This window comes from Kribbella italica (assembly GCF_014205135.1).
In the GTDB taxonomy this organism is placed as follows: domain Bacteria; phylum Actinomycetota; class Actinomycetes; order Propionibacteriales; family Kribbellaceae; genus Kribbella; species Kribbella italica.
In genome coordinates this window covers 5438452-5457092 of record NZ_JACHMY010000001.1, presented here as the reverse complement: position 1 = coordinate 5457092, position 18641 = coordinate 5438452, and the positions used below count along the sequence as shown (strand labels likewise).

Genomic DNA, 18641 nt, shown 5'->3' with positions numbered 1-18641 from the left:
TTCTAGGTCGTCCACGCCCCTGGGGGTTGCACCGTCATGCCGAAATTCCTGTCGCCCGTTCGCGGGATTCGCCCCATCGCCGCAGTGGCAGCGATAGCCGCAGTGGTGAGCGTGGGCGGACTCCACGCGCGGCCCGTCGACGCGGTAACACAGCCGACGGTAAGCGCGGCACAGCAACCGGAGAAGTCGGCTACTCAGCGTGCAGCGGAGTCCGGACAACGCGTAGAGGTCGAGGACGAGCGCACCGAGACCGCCAAGACGTACGCCAATCCGGATGGCTCGATGACTCTCGAGCAATCGGCGTCACCGGTTCGCAAACGCCGAGACGGCCGCTGGGTCGAGCTCGACCCGGCCATGTCGAAGAGCGGAGACAAGATTCGGCCGGCCGCGACCGCGATCGACATGGAGTTCTCCGCTGGAGGCGACCACGAGCTGGTGTCGTTCACCGACAGCGGTGAACGGCTGAGCCTGTCGTGGCCCGAGCCGCTACCGGCGCCGGTCATCGACGGTGCGAAGCTCGTGTACCCGTCGGTCTATCCGGATGTCGATCTCCAGATCAACGTCACCAAGGAAACCTTCGCGCAGGTGCTGGTGGTCCGTACGCGGGCGGCTGCCGCATCGCCCGAGCTCCAGCAGATCGAGATGGGCCTCGAGGCGCCAGGAATGACGGTGCGCCGCACTTCGACCGGTGGCGTCGAGGCGGTCGGTGATTCCGGCGAGGTGGTGTTCAACGCTCCCCGACCGACGATGTGGGACTCCTCGGGTGCTCGATTGGCGCAGCCCGAGACGGCTGATCGCACAGCGGAGCCGCTCGAAGGCGACACCGTGGCGCCGATGGCCGTTGAGGTGAGCTCGAGCAGCCTTGTGATCCAGCCCGACCAAGCCCTTGTCAAGGATCCGCAGACGAAGTATCCGCTGCACATCGATCCCCCTTTCAGCGGTCCTCGGATCGCCCGCGCGATGATCAACGAGCACTACCCGGCAACTCCGACCTGGAACTGGGGCGGCGACGAGGGGGTCGGGTACCAGGCGTTCGAGCCGTGGAGCCGTAAACGGCTGTTCTTCGGTTTCAGTACCGCGAAGATCGCGAATTCACAGATCATCTCGGCGAACTTCATCGCTTTCGAAACTTGGTCGGCCAGCTGCATCCCGAAGGTCGTCGAGGTCTGGAAGACGGCGCGACCGACCGAGAACACGACCTGGAACTCGGGCTCGGGATCCACCGTGTGGCAGCAGAAGCTGGCGCAGGCCACGGTTGCTTACGGCCGGGACGGTTGTGAGCCCGGTGGCTTTCCGGTTCCGTTCAACGTCAAGTCAGCCGTGGCCGCAGGCGCGGCAGCGAACTCGGCCTCGATCTATCTGGGGTTGCGAGCCGCCGACGAGTCGGATCAGAACGCCTGGAAGCGATTCCGGTACGACGTCGTTCTGACCGTCAATTACAACTTCGCGCCGGTTCTGCACAACAGGCACATCGCAGATCCAGAAGCGCCCTGCACGACGAGCATGACCGGCCAGCCTTACATCGGCGCTGTCCGGCCCAAGCTGACGGTTGCGGTCACCGACTCCGACAGCAACTCACTTCAGGCACAGTTCGAGATCCGGCGAGCGATCGACGAGGGGCCGTCGTTCACGGGAACCACTGCTTCCAAGGCAGGTGGGGTGTCGTCCGAGTTCGACTTCACGCCGACCACCGACCTCTGGAACAAGACCACGTACGTCTGGCGGGTTCGCGCCACCGACGGCAGCGCCTACACCCCGTGGAGCACTGACTGCTACTTCTTTCTCGACACGACCAGACCTCCGTCGCCCACGATCACTGCTGTTACTGCCGGGCCCTACACCGTCGGCAGTCCCATCACGATCCGGTTCGGCACCAGCACCAGCGATGTGGTGGCCTTCAAATACACCGTCAACGTCGACGCGGTCCCATCAGCCTCGATCCCGCGGTCGCCGGGTACGGCAACGTTCACCTCGACCCATTTCGGTCCTCAGGTGGTGCGAGCGTGGGCTGTTGATCAAGCAGGTAACACATCGTTCGCCCCCACCTCGCTCAAATTGGTCGCTGCCGATCGGCCGGCGACAGGTCACTGGCGAATGGACGAGGGCGCCGGTACCAGTACGGCGGATGTTTCGGCGAACAGCCGCACGATGTATCTCGGCCCGACCGTGAGCTGGGGCGACGGTGACCAGGGTGTTTGGGCACTGCCGGTCCCGGACAAAGCTCTGTTCATACCAGGCCTGCAAACCGAGGGTGGCACGACGGCGACCACCGCGACGGATCTCGTCGACTCGACCGAGAACTTCTCCGTCGCAGTCCGGGTCAGGCCGGACATCAAGAGCAATGAGCAGGTCGTCGTCAGCGAGGATCGCCCCGGGAACAGCGGTTTCACCCTCGGGTCCACCTCGATGACCTGGACTGGCAAGAACACTCCGAACGATCCGACCGATGACGATCCCACCAATCGGAAGATTGTCTGGGCCTTCACCCTGGCGACCTCGTCGGGCGTGTTCCGGCTGGAAACGATCCCGCTCTCCTACAACGCGGCAGCGGTAGCGGAGACCGAGCGGTGGGTGGATCTCGTCGCGACGTACAACAAGGGAACCAAGACAGCCACGCTCTACGTCAACGGCAGCTGGCGTGCCGCTCAAGTGACCGGCACGGTCGTTGACGGCGCGGGCCCGTTGCGCACCGGCCTCGGTATCGAGGGGGGAGCCGTGACCAACTTCTACCGCGGCTACCTCGACGACCTGATCATCTACGACGGCTCTGTGAGCGATGCCCTGATCCGCTCCTACACCGATGGAGACAGCTGATGGCCAAGACGATCTCGCGGGGGTCACTCGTGCGGCGTGGAACGGCTGGGCTGGTTCTTGCCCTGAGCATCAGTCTGCTCATCGGCGTGGTTGCTGGTGCTGGGGAGGCCGGAGCAACCCGCTCGGAGACGCCCCGCCTACCAGAACTGGCGTTGCAGAAGGTCGCCTCGGTGTCTGGGGCCGACTTCACAGCTGACTCGCCGAAACAACCTCAGCGCAAGCCCAGCGCATCGATTGCAGCACCGACGTGGCCGAAGGCGATGTCGGAGTCGGTCGTGCTCAGCACACCCGCGTCGTCGGCGATGCTTGCTGGCAAGAGCACGCCCGGTGGGCGTCAGGTCGGCGATTCGCCGGTGTCGGTCGCTCCGGTAGGCACCCCTGGCGCTGCGCCGGCCTCCGTTCGGGTCGATCTGCTGGATCAGTCGGCCTCGCAGCAACTCGGGGTCAACGGCGTTGCTGTCCGCGTAGCGCGGAACGACGGCTCGGCCTCGGCCGGGCGGGTCAAGCTTCAGATCGACTACTCCAAGTTCCGCTATGCCTTTGGTGGAGACTGGGCCAGTCGATTGCGCCTGGTTCAGGTGACTTGCCCGGCGCCTGGCCGATGTGTGTCGACGCCCGTGGCTGAGGGGTCGAACGACAGCAAGGCAGCGCGTTACACCGCTGAGGTCACCGCGTCCTCGGCGATGTCGACCTTCGCCCTGACCGCAGGTGCGTCAGGAGACAACGGCACCTACGCCGCCACCTCGTTGGCTGCGTCCTCCGCCTGGTCCGTCGGTGCTCAGACAGGTGAGTTCAACTGGAGCTACCCGATGCGGGTGCCACCGGGAACGGTAGGGCCGAAACCCGATCTCGCCATCAAGTACTCGTCCGGGTCGGTGGACGGGCAAGTTGCCTCGGCCAACAACCAGACCTCCTGGCTCGGTCAGGGGCAGGATCTTCAAGCCGGCTTCGTCGAGCGCAAGTACATCGCCTGCTCCGACGACATGGGTGGTAACGCCAACAACACGGTGAAGACCGGTGACCTGTGCTGGAAGTCCGACAACGCGACGCTGTCGCTGGACGGCCACTCGAGCGATCTGCTCTGGGACCCCGAGAAGAAGCAGTGGAAGCTCGCTGATGACGACGGCTCGCGTATTCAGCGAGTCCTCGTCGGCGAAGATGTCAGGAACGGTGGGTACTGGTTGCTGACCACCACCGATGGCACGCGGTACTACTTCGGCTTCAACCCCGTGGCGGACGGCAGCGCCAAGACCAATTCCGTCTCGAAGGTCACGGTTTTCGGCAACAACACCGACGAACCGTGCAACGCAACGACCTTCGACACTTCGTCGTGTCAGCTGCCGTGGCGCTGGAGCCTCGATCGCGTGGTGGACACGTCGGGAAATCAGGTGACGTATCGCTACGCGCAAGAAACCAACAACTACGGTCGGAACAACAACGCTCACGTCTCGACCTACGACCGCGCCAGCTACCTGACGACGATCGAGTACGGCGAGCGCGAGGGGGCGGATCAGGGAACGCCGCCCGCACAAGTGACGTTCGCCGTCGCCGAGAGGTGTTTGCCGAGCGGGGCGATCACCTGTGATCCCAGCCAGCTCACGTCGGCCAACGCGAACTCCTGGCCGGACGTGCCGTTCGACCAGATCTGTACCTCGTCCACGACCTGCCCGGACAAGGTCTCGCCCACCTTCTTCACCCGGAAGCGGCTGACGTCCCTCACCACGCAGATCCGATCCGGCACCACGACGACCGCCGTCGACAGCTGGACCTTCGGGCAGAGCTACGAGGATCCAGGGGATGGTTCCGGCAAGATCTTGTGGTTGAACTCCATCACCCACAAGGGACTTGTCGGTGGCACGGTGACCGACCCGTCGACCACCTTCGACTACGTGTCGTTGCCCAATCGCGTGGACGGCGTCCTGGGTGGCGCGTTGGCCATGAACAAGCTGCGAATGCACATCATCAAGACCGACTCCGGTGCCCAGACGACCGTGAACTACCTGCCGGCCGAGTGCAGCGTCAACAGCAAACCGTCGGCACCGGCGAGCAACGGCATGCGTTGCTTCCCGGTGTGGTTCACCCGGGACGGCGGCTCGGCGCCACAGATGAACTACTTCCAGAAGTACGTCGTCTCGAACGTGGTGGACGACGACCTCGTCACCGATGCTCCGGACCAGGTGACGAGCTACACCTACAGTGGATCGCCGGCCTGGCGGTACTACGACGACGCCTTCGCGAAGCCTGAGCACCGGACCTGGGGTGATTGGCGAGGCTACAACTACGTCACTGTTCTCAAGGGGTCGCCGGGCCATCAGACGGCGACCAGGTACCTGTTCTTCCGCGGGATGTACGGAGATCGGGACGGTAGCGGCGGCACGAAGTCTACGTCGATCCGCGACACCACCGGTGCCGACTACGACGACTTCGATCGTCTCAACGGCTACGTCCGTGAGCAGATCACCTACAACGGCAGTGGAGGCGCTGAGGTCTCCGGAACCATCAGCACTCCCTGGTTGCTGCAGACCGGAACCGGCGGAGGACGTGCGGCAGTGCTGCTCGGGACGTCGTACACACGCTCTCGGGTTCGGCTGTCCGACGGTACGTACCGCACGGGCGGCGTCAACACGACGTACGACGACTACGGCATGCCGACCGAGGTCAGCGACCTCGGGGACGTGAGCCGTGATGACGACGACCGCTGTACTCGCACGACCTACAACCGGAACTCGGCGGCCTGGATCATGGACACGGTCAGCCGCGAGGAGACGGTGTCGGTCAGTTGCGCCAGTACTCCAAGCCGCCCGAGCCAGGTGGTCTCTGACAACCGCACCTATTACGACCAGAACAACACTACGATCACGGCCACTCCCACCGATGGCATTCCGTCCCGCACCGAAGTGATGAACGGGTGGAACAGCGGGCCGGTGTACGAACAGGTCGAGCGGACAGTTCACGACACCCTGGGACGCGTCGTCGAGTCCTACGACGGCCTCGACAGACTGGTCAGCAAGACCGCCTTCACACCGGCGACTGCGGGACCGGTCACCGGAACCTCGGTGACTGATGCCGCGCAGAACGTCGTGACCACAACCCTCCAGCCGGCCTGGGGTTTGCCGACGACCAAGGTCGACGTCGGCAGCAAACGGACCGACCTCACCTACGATCCGACTGGTCGTCTCACCGCGGTGTGGCTTCCCGATCGGTCCAAGGCCGGAGGACAGACCGCCTCGTCGACCTATGCCTACAAACTGTCGAACACCGCGGCGCAACCGAGCGCGATCACCACACAGTCGCTGACCCACACCGGGTCCTATCGGCCATCCACCGCACTTTTCGACGGCTTCCTTCGTGAGCGACAGGCACAGGCTGTTGCCGGTAACGGTGTCGGACGCATGATCACCGAGACCCGCTACGACGAGCGGGGTGGTAAGGCCAGCACGACGGCCCCCTACTACAACGACGCGAGCGGGCCCACGACCTCCCTCTTCAAGGTCGTGCAAACCGAGCTGCCCGCGCAGACCGTCTACGAGGTTGACGGTGCGAACCGGGTCACTGCCTCGATCTTCCGCAGCATGGCGGTGGAGAAGTGGCGGACGACAACGACGTACGGCGGCGACCGGGTCGCGATCGATCCTCCGGCCGGCGACACCCCGACGCTGACGGTTGAAGACGTCCGCGGAAACACCACCGAGCTGCGGCAGTTCCAGGGCGCTTCACCGTCCGGGACCTACGACAGTACTTTCTACACGTACACAGATGCTGATCAGTTGGCGAGCGTGAAGAACGCGGGTGGGAGCACCTGGAGCTACACCTACGATCAGCGCGGTCGGCAGATCGCGACGAGCGATCCGGACAAGGGCGCCAGCTCGACGACGTACGACAAGGCTGGTCGCGTCGTATCCGTCGTCGACGCACGCAACCAGTCGGTGTTCTTCGGCTACGACGACCTGGACCGGAAGACGGCAGTTCGTAGCGGCAGCGCGACCGGTCCGGTGCTGGCGTCCTGGGTGTACGACACCGTTGCCAAGGGCCTGCTGACCTCGTCGACTCGCACGGTGGGCGCCAACAACTACAAGTCCGAGGTCACGAGTTACGACGCGTTGGGACGACCGACCGCGACGAAGACCACAATTCCCGCGGTGGAAGGCAAGCTGGCCGGCACCTATGTGTCGTCGACCAGCTACCTGCCGAACGGCGCGATCGACAAGGTGACAACTCCGACGGTGCCCGGTCTGCCGACCGAGGCGCTGCAGATGCACTACAGCTCCAACCCGCTCATCGATGCGCCCGTCGGTATGGGTGGCGGCTATGGGTCCTACCTGGCCGACGCCCAGTACTCGCCGTACGGTGAGCCACTCATTTACACCATGGGTGACGTCGTGAACGCGAAGGCCGTCTCGCAGTTGTTCACGTACCAGCTCGGCACCCGAAGGCCCGAGACGATGCAGGTGCAGCGCCAAGGGCAGTCTGTGGCGGACGACACCTTTACCTACGGCTACGACAACGCGGGGAACGTCCTGTCGATCGGTCAGTCGTACAACCAGGGCACCGGTGGTGACCGCCAGTGTTTCACCTACGACTACCTCCGGCGCCTGACCCAGGCACGGACGACGTCCGGTGCATCGTGTGCGACCCCGCCGTCGACGACCACCTTGGGCGGCACCTATCCGTACTGGCGAGACTACGAGTACTGGAAGTCGGGCAACCGGTCGAAGGTCGTCGATCACACCACTGCCGGCGACGTCACTCAGACATACGCCTACCCTTCGGGCGCTTCGCCTCGGCCGCACGCCGTCACAGGAGTGACGACGAGTGGGCCGTCGGGTTCCTCCGCCAGCACGTACGGCTATGACGCGGCAGGCAACATGTCGAGCCGGACCCGTGGCGGCGACACCGAGACGCTCACCTGGGATGTGGAAGGCGAACTGGCCAGCCTGAGCGGTGCCGGCGGCACCAATCCGACCTCGTTCATCTACGGCGCCGACGGCGACCGGCTGATCAAGCACGACCCGGACGGGGCGACGCTGTATCTCGGGCAGGACGAGGTCAGATGGACCAAGTCGACCAACACGGTGACCTCGACGCGCTACTACCAGTTCAACGGCGCCACGGTTGCCATGCGAAACGGGGCGCAGGTCGAGTTGCTGCTCTCTGACAACCACGGCACGGCAACGGTCAGCGTCAATCGATTCTCATTGGCGGTCACACGGCGTTGGCTCGATCCGTTCGGGGCACCACGAGGTCAGTACACGGGCTGGCAGCCGACGATTCGTGGCTTCGTCGGCGGTCAGATCGACACGTCGACGAACCTGACACACCTCGGAGCACGCGAGTACGACACCGGCCTCGGGCGGTTCATCTCGGTCGATCCGCTGGCCGATGTGAGCAACCCCCAGCAGCTCAACGCCTACGCGTACGCGAGCAACAACCCGGTCACGGCCTCGGACCCCGACGGCATGATGGAGATGCTCGAGCACTACTCCGGGGGGACGCTGCCGACCAGCAGCGGTGGGAATCAGCCGCCGCCGGCCGCCGACCCGCCGAAGAAGACGAGCCCGCTTCACAAGATCGGAAGCTTCTTCAAGAAGGCGAGCAAGGCCCGTGGCGACGCCGAAAGATGGCTCGGCCACGCCGCCGAGGCCAAGGCCCGCGACGTCGGCGAGTACATCGGCACGCACGGCAGCGACTGGCTCCAGGACTACGGCAAGGAGCAGTTGGCCGACTACGGCCACAGGTTCGCCGACAACTGCATGGGCCCCCGGAGCCCGAGCGGTCAGGCCGCCTGCAACCTGACCGTTGCCGAGGGGGCGTCGTGGTTCATCCCTGGTCTGGGACCGGAGGCCGGAGTCACCGCGAAGGCCGTGCTGCCGACCGTGGGACGCGCTGCCGCGAGGAAGGCAGAAGCGGAGGCCGCCGAAGCTGCAGCCCGCAACGTAACCGGCAAAGAGTTGGCAGAAGTAGTCGGAAAAAACTGTAGGATCGGGAACTCCTTCTTGCCAGGCACCATGGTCCTTTTGGCAGACGGCGTCAGTAAACCAATCGAGAAACTAAAGCTTGGTGACAGGGTCTTGGCTGCAGATCCGGTCTCCGGAAAGACTGCCGGCCAGACTGTCGTCGGAACGATCCTTGGCCAGGGCAACAAGAGTCTGGTTACGCTTACACTCGCAATCGAAAGCGCTACTGCGAAAAATACGTCGGCGTTGACCGCAACCGAGGGTCATCCCTTTTACCTGCCCAAGAGTCGGCGCTGGGTGCATGCAAATGACCTTCGAGTAGGTGATGAGCTGCAATCTCTGAGAGGGGAGTCTGTGCGTGTGGCGGCAGTGCTCGATTACGACGAGGTGGCAACTGTACGCAACCTCACTGTTAGTGGCTTCCATACCTTTTTCGTGGTTGTAAACGATGCACCTGTATTGGTCCATAATCAGGATGGCATTGACCTTACGAATGCAGTCGAATGGCCAAAGGGTGACTTCCCGATCGGCGGGGCTATCGATGAGGGAGGGCCGAAGGGTGGGGTCTACATTCGTAGGCGAGATGGTGCTGTCACTAATTATGCTGTCTATGATTCCGAAGGGACGATCCTCCGTCGCGTCGATTTGACGGGCGCCGCTCACCGGGGTGTGGAAACGCCTCACGTTCAGGAGTACAGTCGAAATGTTGCGCCGAATGGTAAGATCTATCCAAAGCCGACCGGTCATGCGTACTCGGCCGGCCCTGGCGATCTTCCGAGAGGCTGTTGATGGTGAGTGAGGGCTTAGGCGCTCAATGGAGAGATGTTGCCTTCGAAGCATTCCCCAAGGTTCGAGAAATGTTTCATCCAGGCGAATTTGAGTTACGGACATACGTTATCGCGAATTTGACTCCGATTGATGCAGTCGCATTAGCGGCGCTGGTTTGGCCTGATTTCCGAGAGTATCGAGGCGGCGTATTTTTGCGCTTAGGATTCGACGAGGCCGGGGTGGACGCCTGGTTCCTCAGCGATGGAGCGACCGTCTCTTCGGTGGAAAGCATGGTGAACCACTTTCATCTTTGGGAGGCGTTCTCGGCTCGGAGCGATGAGGACAGAGGTGCGCTGACTTCGGTTGGTCTCGTGATGAGGGAGACCTGGGCAGCTGCGCTGGCGTCGAGGTTCCCGAGCCGAGTGTTCGAGGTGGTTTTTTCGGACGATCCTGTCGAGTACGGCCCGACGGTGACCTTTTTTTCGAGTGAAGGTTAGCGGCGAGCCACTACCCGATGAAGGCGAAGAACGGTGCTGCCTATGTCCAAAGTTCGTGCTGTGAGCGAGATGTCACTGCGGGTGTATGACGTCTCGAGTGAGGCCGGGACCTTCCGCCTTCCTACCCGGCCGCCCGAACGTCACCGAAGAGCTCAGTCCGGGGGCTCAGGCAGGTTGCGCCACTGTTCGGCGGCCTCTGGGCCCGGGATCCAGTCGGGGGTTTCGCCGGCGAAGGAGTACTCGCCGGCGAGGACGCGGGTGCGGAAGGAGCGGGTCCAGTCGAGTTCGCCGCGGTTGCGGGCGTCGGCGATGCGGAACATCTCGACGACGTGGTCGGGGGTGCCGGGGTCCTGCTCGATCTGGCGTTCGTGGAAGGGGGCGGCCTTCTCGTGCTGTTCGAGCTGGACGATGCGGGACTCGAGGGCGGCGACGACCTCGTCGCGTTTGAGGGACCACAGGAAGCTCAGGGCGGCCTGCATCTGGCCGGGCTGGAAGCCGTCGACGGTCCACAGGGCCTGGCGCAGGAGCGTGAAGTACTCCGTTTCGCCGTCGGCGGTGAGCTTGTACGACGTACGGCCGGGCTTGTAGCCCTTGCCCTCGGCGAGCTCCTCCAGGAATCCGTGCTTGGCCAGCGTGCGCAGACCGGTGTAGATCGAGCCGGGATTGATGTTCGCCCACTGCTGCACGTTCCAGGTGAGCAGCTCGCGGCGCAGCTGGTACCCGTAGGCCGGCTGGAAGATCCGGACGACGCCGAGCAGCAGCAACCGCGTGGTGGACATGAGACGCAGTGTAATTCGCGCCCGCTTGTCGGTGGGCGGCACTAGCTTTAGCCCATGACGATGCGCGTGACCGACGATCCGGCCGAGTTCAGGGCCACGGTGTTTCCCTTCCTGGAAAGGGATCCCGTGCTGCACACCATCATCCTGAGCAATGTCGAGCAGCGCGCTGAGGGCAGCTACCGCCCGGAGGAGGGCGACTCGGTCTTCGTCTCGGTCCACGACGACGCGGGCGCGGTCGTCGGCGCGGCGATGCGGACGCCGTCCCGGCCGATCTACCTCGGCGCCCTGGAGGCGCAGTACGCCGGAGCCGTCGCCGAGGTCTACGCGGAGAAGCTCCCGGGCGCCGGCGGGGTCGCGGGTGCGCTGGAGGCGACCGACGCGTTCATGAGCCGGTGGACCGAGCTGCGCGGAGTCGGCGCGAGTCAGACGCGCGGGACGAGGTTGCACAAGCTCGACGAGCTGCTCCGGCTGCAGGCCGAGGGCGGCCCGCGCCTGGCGACCGAGGACGAGGCTCAGCTGGCGGCCGAGTGGATCTCGATCGACTTCGACGACGAGATCCCGGGCAGCAACCTGGTCTGGGCGGAGCAGAAGATCGCCGACGGGACGCTGTGGTTCTGGGAGGAGGACAGTACGCCGGTGAGCATGGTCGGCCACCACCTGCCGATCTTCGGGGTGTGCCGGGTCGGTCCGGTGTACACGCCGGACGAGTTCCGCCGGAACGGGTACGCGGGGGCGCTGACGGCGTACGTCACCGGCGAGATCCTGGCGGCCGGGAACCAGGCGTGCTTGTTCACGGACCTGGCGAACTCGACGTCGAACAAGATCTACCGCCTCGCCGGGTACAAGCCGCTGGCCGACTTCGTCGATCTGGCCTTCGACCGATGAAGGTGCGGGTGACCGGGGATCCGGCGGCATTCAAGGCGCTCGCTTTCCCTTACCTGCAACGGGATCCGGTGCTCAACTCGGTGCTGATCAGCAACATCCAGGGCCGGGTCGACAGCTTGCTGTACGACCCGGCGCCGCCGGTCTTCGTCTCGGTGCATCGTGACGGCGAAGTGGTCGGCGTCGCCTGTTGCACCGCGCTGCGCGGAGTGATGCTCGGCGAGCTGGACGAGGAGTTCCTGCCGCTCGTGCTCGCCGCCGTGGTCGAGTCCGGTGCGGCGGTGAAGTTCGTCGAGGGGGTGCCGGAGGTGACGCTGGCCTTTGCCGAGCAGTACGCCGATCAGCTGGGCCGGCAGCTTGTCGAGGACCGGCTGACGCGGCTGCACCGGCTGGTCGACTTCTCGCCGCTGGAGGCCGAGGGGCACGCGCGGTTGGCGACGGAGGCGGACCTTGCCGCGACGGTCCGGATGATCGGCGGCTTCGGCGACGCCATCGGCGGCCGGATCACCGTCGAGGAGGAGGAACGCTGGGCCTGCGACCGGATCAGACTCAGGCGGCTCTGGGTCTGGGAGTACGACGGCCGCGTGGTCAGCATGGCCGGCCACAACGGCGACGTCTTCGGCGCCGCCCGGATCGGCTCGGTCTACACCCCACCCGAGGACCGAGGCAACGGCTACGCCGGCGCCCTGACCGCGGCCCTCACCCGCCACCTGCTCGACGAGGGCACCCAGCCCTGCCTGTTCACGGATCTGGCCAACCCCACCTCCAACAAGCTCTACGCCCGCATCGGCTACCGCAAGGTCGTCGACTTCGTGAGGTACGCCGTGAGCTGAGCCGGAGCGGGGGAGAGGAGCGGGGCGAGCACCCGCGAGCCTTGGCGGTGCCGGGCGGCCGGCAGCACCTGGACGCCTACCCGCAGTTCCCGTGGGGGCCGGGCGGCCGGGCGCCGGCTCGGCGAGCGCCCGCAGATCCCGTGGGGCCGGGCGGTCGGGCACCGCTCGGCGAACACCCGTAGATCCTGGGGGACCGGCACCGGCCGGGCGAGCGCCCGCAAGTCCCGGCGGGGAGCGGGGTGCTAGATCCAGCCGTGGGTGCGGGCTACCCGGACTGCTTCGTGGCGGTTGGTGGTGCCGAGTTTCCCGGCGGCTGAGGAGAGATAGTTCCGGACAGTCCCGGGTGAGAGTGCTGCCCGGCGGGCGATCTCCTCGATGGGGGCGCCGTCGGCGGCCAGTTCCAGGACGTCGGCCTCGCGGGCGGTGAGCGGGCTGTCGCCGGAGCTGATCGCCTCGGCGGCGAGCTCCGGGTCGACGTACCGGCCGCCGGTGTGCACGGTGCGGATGACGTCGGCCAGCACCTGGGCCGAGACCGTTTTCGGGAGGAAGCCCCGCGCGCCGGCGGCGAGGGCGTGCTTCAGGTGGCCCGGTCGGCCGTGCCCGGTGACGATCAGCGCGGCGCACTCCGGCAGGTCTTCGCGCAGCGCCTCGACGACGCCGATCCCACCGGTCGTCGTTCCGGGCAGGCTCGGCATCTGCAGATCCAGTACGGCGACCTCAGGCCGGTGCAACCGAGCCATCGCCAGCGCCTCGCTCGCGGACGCGGCCTGCGCGACCACCTCCAGGTCGTCCTCCAGCGAGAGCAACGCGGCCAGCGCCGACCGAATCAGGTTCTCGTCGTCCGCCAGCAACAGCCGAATCACGCGACCCCCGGCAACTGGGCCCGCAGCACGAACCACCCGGAAGGCATCTCCACAGTCAAAGTTCCCGCCACTCCCGCCAGTCGTTCCCGCAGGCCGACCAGCCCAGTTCCTTCGGTTGACGATGCCTGACCGACACCGTCGTTCGACACCCGAAGGACCACCGCCTGCTGGTCGGCTTCGAGCTCGATCTTGCAGGTGGTCGCGTTGCTGTGACGGAGGACGTTGGTGGTGGCCTCCAGGACGACCCACGCCAGGGCGGTCTGCGTGGCGGCCGGGAGGCTGCTGCCGTCGCCGATGACACGGCAGGTGATTCCGGCCGAGCGAAGAACCGACTGGGCGCCGGCCAGCTCCGTGCCCAGGTCAGTGGCTCGGTAGCCGCCGACGACTGCGCGCATCTCCCGCAGCGACTCGTGGGCGATTCGGCGTACGTCGAGCATCTGGCCGGACGCACCGGCATCGCCACGCTCGGCCAGCCGGGCCGCGAGTTCGCTCTGGACAGCGACCAGCGACAGGTTGCGGCCGAGCGCGTCGTGCAGGTCGCGGGCGAAGCGCAGGCGCTCCTGCGCGACGGCGAGCTGCGCGCTGACCTCGCGCGACTTGTCGATCTCCCAGACGAGCCGCAGCATCCACACCGAGATGCGGCAGGTGAACGCCAGCAGCCCGACCCCGTAGAAGTAGCTGAACCCACCGGCGACGCCACCGCCGAGCAACCCGACCAGCACAGCACCAACCACCATCAGCCCGAACATCGCCGACAGCCAGAGCACCGGGGTGAGGACCAGCGTCAGCGCGCCGCCCATCACCACCAGCCCGAGCGCCCAGTCCGGTGACAGCAGTACGCCGACCGCACCGAGACCGACGCCGAGAGCAACCATCCGACGACTCGGCCCGGTACCACCCAGGTACGCCGCAACTGCAGCCCGCAGCAGCAGTAGCCCGACGACGGCATGAGCGAGCGCCACGATCAGAAAGCCGACCAGCCTCATTCCGACCGGCTCGGCCGCCGACATGAACAGCAGCAGCGCGAACAGCGGCTCCATCCCGATCAGCGAGTACAGCGGCCACCGGAGGCTGACGTCGAAGCGCTCGGCTCGACTCAGCCCGCTCCACCACCCCCGGACAGACCTCATGGGCGCCAGCCTGTCACCGACGCGGCTCCCAGCGGAACCACCGGCGAGTCGCCCAGGCACCGACGATTACCCAGCCCAACAGCACGAGCACAGCCGGTACGGCGTGCGCGAACGACCCGGCAAGCCCCACTGTGCCGCCGTCGCGAGTAGTGCCCGACAGGCCGAGCCGGAGCAGGTCGACCACCGGAGACAACGGCAGCGCGCGGCCGACGTACTCCATCGGCCCGTTCAGTGGCAGGTAGAGCCCGCTGAGCGTCAGTACGACGAACATCACCGGCGCGGTGACGACCTGTGCGACCTCCACGGTCGGAGCGAGCGCCGTACTGGCTGTTGCCAGGAGCACGAAGACGAGCGTGCCGAGCAGTACGGCGACGAGTACCAGCAGGAGGTTCACCGGAGCGTCGAGCGTGAACCAGACCGCCGCGGCCGCGGCGGACAGGACGATCTGCGCCCAGGCGATGACGATCGACGGCGACGCGGCGCCGACCAGGATCTCCCAGTCGGACAGCTCGCCGGTCCGGAGGCGTTTGAGCACCAGCTCCTCGCGGCGGGCTACCAACGCCGTGACCAGTTGGTAGTAGACGAAGAGATCCAGCGTCACCACGGTCACGGCCGTGATGACGGCCGCGCCGCTTCCGGCGCCGACGACGTCGCGCAGCTCCGGGGAGGACTGGAGGACGAGGATCGCGCCGACCGGCAGGAAGAGGGCGGTGAGGAGCATCATCGCGTTGCGGAGCAGGAGGGTTCCCTCGGCTTTGCCGACGGCAACTACTCGAGTCATGCCGCAACCTCCTCGGACGAGCCGGTGATGGCGAGGAAGGCTTCTTCGAGGGATGCGGGCCTGGCGGTGAGGTCGTGCAGGTGGAGGTTGTTGTCGCGGGCCCAGGCGAGGACCTCGGTCAGGGTGCTCTGTAGGTCGGGGGTCTCGAGGGTGACGAAGGAATCGTTGATGGTGGCAACTACTTGGGGGAGGTGGGGGAGCGGGGTGGAGGTGGGGTGGTGGGGAGGTGAGGCCGCGGTCGGGAGGTGGAAGGTGATGCGGGCGGGGCGGGTGGCGGCGAGTTGCTCGGGGGTGCCGAGGCCGACGATGCGGCCGTGGCGCAGGATCGCCAGGCGGTCGGCCAGGGCGCTCGCCTCGATCAGTTGGTGCGTGGTCAGCAGGACCGTCGTACCGGACAGCAGCAGGTCGGAGATCAGTGCCCAGGTCTGCTTGCGAGCGGCCGGATCCAGTCCGGCGGTGGGCTCGTCGAGGAAGAGGACCTCGGGTTTGCCGAGGATCGCGAGCGCCAGGCCGAGGCGCTGCTGCTCGCCGCCTGACAGCTGCCGGACGCGGACGTTGCGGCGGGTCAACAGACCGACCAGCTCGAGTACTTCGTCCACAGGGCGGGGAGACGTCAGCGTCCCGGCCCACGTACTGACGGTCTCGGCGACGGTCAGGTCGGCGGCAAATCCCCGCGACTGCAGCATGATCCCGATCCGCGACCGGACCAGCCGCCGCGAGCGGAACGGGTCCTGACCGAGCACGCGCACGGTCCCGGAGGTCGGCTGCGCGAGCCCGGCGAGGACCTCCAGCGCGGAGGTCTTGCCGGCGCCGTTGGTGCCGAGCAGGGCGAAGAGCTCACCCCGGCGTACGGCGAGATCGATGCCGCGGACGGCGTCGTGACCGGGCCTGCCGCCGAAGCGGCGGGTGAGCCGCTCGGCGGTGATGACAGCTGACTGGTCCATAGCAACCAGCCTGCGGCGCCGAGCGGCCTTCGGGGTGTGCAGGCGTCACCAGGAGTGGTGACAAATGTCAGTTGATCTCGATCGAGTCGCCGGGCTGAGCGAGGTGGTACGGACGGTCCGCCTGGCCGTCGAGGAAGCGCTGCATCATGCCCTGGCCGATCGGGCTGAGCAGCGCGTCGTGGATGCCGAGGGTCTGCTGCGCGTTCACGGCGCGGGCGTACTCGACCGCTGCCGGCAGCGCGAACCACGGGCCGGAGACCGGTACGAGGTTGGTGTGCACCTGGCGGTCCGGCTGGGTGAACGAGTCGCCCGGGTGGTAGACGGCGTCGTCGACCAGGAAGCCGATGTTCTGGCAGGGAACCCCCAGCTCCGGCAGGATCACCGCGTGGTCCTTGCCATAGGCACGGATCGCGAACCCGGCCGCGTCGAAGGCCTGACCGCCCTCGACCACCTGCACCCGGTCACCCAGCTCACCGAGCTGCGAGGCAACACCGGCGTTGGTGTAGACCGGCACGTCGAGCCCCTTGATCCGCTCGACGTCCAGGTGGTCCGGGTGCTCGTGGGTGACCAGAACCGCGTCCGCGGCCTCGAACACCGCGTCCTCGCTGAAGGTCCCCGGGTCGATCAGCAGCACCTTCCCGTCCTTGTCGATCCGGACACAGGCATGCGTGAACTTGGTCAACTTCACAGTCGGACTCCCAACGAAAGTGTCAGCTTCCTGGCGCGTCGGGAATCTTACGCCGGGACGAGAACGGAAATTCGGCGATGGGCCGGTGGTTTCTTGGTGAGAAGGTGATCGCGGGCCTGCTGCTGGTACGACGAACAGGTGCTGTTGTCGCGCAGCCGCCGCGGAGCCGACTACGCGGCGCTAGCCGCACCACTCCGGCGCCAGCCGGAAGAGGTCGCACGGCGCTAAGCCGGGGGTGGGCGGAGGGAGCGTGGGCTGGAGGCGGTCAGATGCCCAGCGCGTCGCGCATGGGGACGAGTTTGGCGTTGGTTTCGGCGAGTTCGGCGTCGGGGTCGGAGCCGGCGACGATGCCGGCGCCGGCGAACAGGCGCATGCGGGTCGGGTCGTCTGGATCGGCCTGGCCGCAGCGGAGGGCGATGCACCACTCGCCGTCGCCGGAGGCGTCCATCCAGCCGACGGGGCCGCTGAAGCGGCCGCGGGACATGCCTTCGACCTCGGCGATCAGGTCGCGGGCCACGCTGGTCGGCGTACCGCAAACCGCCGCCGACGGGTGCAGCGCGGCGGCGAGGCCGAGGGCGGAGGCGCCGTTGGCGGCGACGCCGGCGACGTCGGAGGCGAGATGCATCACGTTCGGCAGGTGCAGGACGAACGGCGTCTCGGGCACGTTCATCGACTTGCAGTGCGGCTCGAGCGCCTCGGCGACGGACCGGACGGCGAACTCGTGCTCCTCGAGGTCCTTGCTCGACCGCGCCAGCGACGCCGCCAGCGCCAGGTCGTGCGCGTCGTCGCCAGTACGGCGGATGGTCCCGGCCAGCACGCGGGAGGTGATCAGGCCCTTCTCCCGCCGTACGAGTAGCTCGGGAGTGGCGCCGATCAGGCCGTCGACGGAGAAGGTCCAGCAGTTCGGGTACGCCGACGCGAGCCGCTTCAGCGGCCAGCGCAGGTCGATCGGCTGGTCCGACTGCGCGACCAGGTCGCGCGCCAGCACGACCTTGTCGACCTCGCCGGACGTGATCCGTTCCACCGCGTCGGCGACGATCGCGGACCACTCGGTCCCGGACCGGGCGCCGTCGGCGAACGCGATCTCGCCGACCGGAGCCGGGTCGTTCACGGTCAGCTCGGGCGGTGCGGCCAACGACGAAGCAGGCGAGATCGTGGTCACCCAGGTCGTGCGTCCGCGACGCCCGACGATCACCTCGGGCACCACCAGCCCGGCCGGGTCCTGGTCGGTGAAACCGAACGATCCGAAGCAGACCAGTCCCGACCCTGGTACGCCGACATCATCCCGTACGACGGCCGCCGCGGTGAGTGCTCTCCACCACTCCTGGGCCGTCGCGAAGCGGTTGCTCCCGGCAACGTCGAGCCGGGCCGCGACGCCCCAGCCGACCTGGCCGTCGCCCCGGCGTACCCAGGCGAGTGCTCCGTCGGCCGGCAGGTGGTCCAGCAGGTGCTTCGCGACGCCCTCGACCGGGTGGCTGCGCACCACCAGGTGCGGGACCGCCTCGGCACCGGGGTGGACCGGGTCAGGCAAGCTCACGACAACGCTCCTCGCTGCTCGGCTCGGTCCCGGGTCACGGTGGCCGATCTGGCTGGTTGACGCTCCCTCACGGCACGCAAGCGTATGCCCGTCCGATGTCCAGCGAATTTCGGTGCCCGCACGAGCCGTGTTCCACCAGACAACCCGGCCCCGTTCGGCCGAACAAGCCGC

12 protein-coding genes are annotated in these 18641 nt (G+C 66.7%); 5 read left to right on the top strand and 7 right to left on the bottom strand.

The features are described from left to right. Positions 1–36: 36 nt before the first annotated feature. The 3 genes from HDA39_RS25445 to HDA39_RS25435 all read left to right on the top strand — a co-directional run bounded on the left by HDA39_RS25445 (position 37) and on the right by HDA39_RS25435 (position 10033). Positions 37–2814 (top strand): LamG domain-containing protein, encoded by a 2778-nt coding sequence (locus HDA39_RS25445; RefSeq protein ID WP_184799131.1) that lies wholly within the window; start codon positions 37–39, stop codon positions 2812–2814. Beyond that, positions 2814–9557 carry a polymorphic toxin-type HINT domain-containing protein gene (locus HDA39_RS25440; RefSeq protein ID WP_184799129.1) on the top strand — a complete coding sequence of 2248 codons (6744 nt, stop codon included), beginning with the start codon at positions 2814–2816 and terminating at the stop codon, positions 9555–9557. The genes HDA39_RS25445 and HDA39_RS25440 overlap by 1 nt, the downstream gene beginning before the upstream one ends. Positions 9558–9625: 68 nt before the next feature. After that, positions 9626–10033 carry a hypothetical protein gene (locus tag HDA39_RS25435; RefSeq protein WP_184799128.1) on the top strand — a complete coding sequence of 136 codons (408 nt, stop codon included), beginning with the start codon at positions 9626–9628 and terminating at the stop codon, positions 10031–10033. A 152-nt stretch (positions 10034–10185) separates the two neighbouring features. On the opposite strand, the gene HDA39_RS25430 is transcribed toward HDA39_RS25435, so the two are convergent. Next, a complete protein-coding gene (locus tag HDA39_RS25430) occupies positions 10186–10812 on the bottom strand; it encodes a PadR family transcriptional regulator (protein ID WP_184799126.1) in 627 nt (208 codons plus the stop codon). Between the two features lie 54 nt (positions 10813–10866). Between HDA39_RS25430 and HDA39_RS25425 the strand changes: the two genes are divergently transcribed. Both HDA39_RS25425 and HDA39_RS25420 read left to right on the top strand, forming a co-directional pair. Continuing rightward, positions 10867–11697, top strand: coding sequence for a GNAT family N-acetyltransferase (locus HDA39_RS25425; RefSeq protein WP_184799124.1), 831 nt, complete (start codon positions 10867–10869; stop codon positions 11695–11697). Further along, positions 11694–12527 carry a GNAT family N-acetyltransferase gene (locus HDA39_RS25420; RefSeq protein WP_184799122.1) on the top strand — a complete coding sequence of 278 codons (834 nt, stop codon included), beginning with the start codon at positions 11694–11696 and terminating at the stop codon, positions 12525–12527. Before HDA39_RS25425 ends, HDA39_RS25420 begins: the two co-directional genes overlap by 4 nt. Positions 12528–12769: 242 nt before the next feature. Here HDA39_RS25420 and HDA39_RS25415 read toward each other — a convergent pair whose 3' ends face one another. The 6 genes from HDA39_RS25415 to HDA39_RS25390 form a co-directional block, all read right to left on the bottom strand. Next, entirely contained in the window at positions 12770–13390 is a 621-nt protein-coding gene (locus HDA39_RS25415; RefSeq protein WP_184799119.1) for a response regulator, read from the bottom strand. After that, positions 13387–14520 (bottom strand): sensor histidine kinase, encoded by a 1134-nt coding sequence (locus HDA39_RS25410; RefSeq protein WP_184799117.1) that lies wholly within the window; start codon positions 14518–14520, stop codon positions 13387–13389. Before HDA39_RS25410 ends, HDA39_RS25415 begins: the two co-directional genes overlap by 4 nt. A 13-nt stretch (positions 14521–14533) precedes the next feature. Next, positions 14534–15301, bottom strand: coding sequence for an ABC transporter permease (locus HDA39_RS25405; protein ID WP_184799115.1), 768 nt, complete (start codon positions 15299–15301; stop codon positions 14534–14536). Continuing rightward, positions 15298–16245, bottom strand: coding sequence for an ABC transporter ATP-binding protein (locus tag HDA39_RS43395; protein ID WP_184799113.1), 948 nt, complete (start codon positions 16243–16245; stop codon positions 15298–15300). The genes HDA39_RS25405 and HDA39_RS43395 overlap by 4 nt, the downstream gene beginning before the upstream one ends. Before the next feature lie 67 nt (positions 16246–16312). Beyond that, a complete protein-coding gene (locus HDA39_RS25395) occupies positions 16313–16933 on the bottom strand; it encodes an MBL fold metallo-hydrolase (protein WP_184799111.1) in 621 nt (206 codons plus the stop codon). 265 nt (positions 16934–17198) lie between these two features. Then, positions 17199–18470: an isochorismate synthase gene (locus HDA39_RS25390; RefSeq protein WP_184799109.1), complete on the bottom strand. Its 1272-nt coding sequence runs from the start codon at positions 18468–18470 to the stop codon at positions 17199–17201. Positions 18471–18641 lie beyond the last annotated feature (171 nt).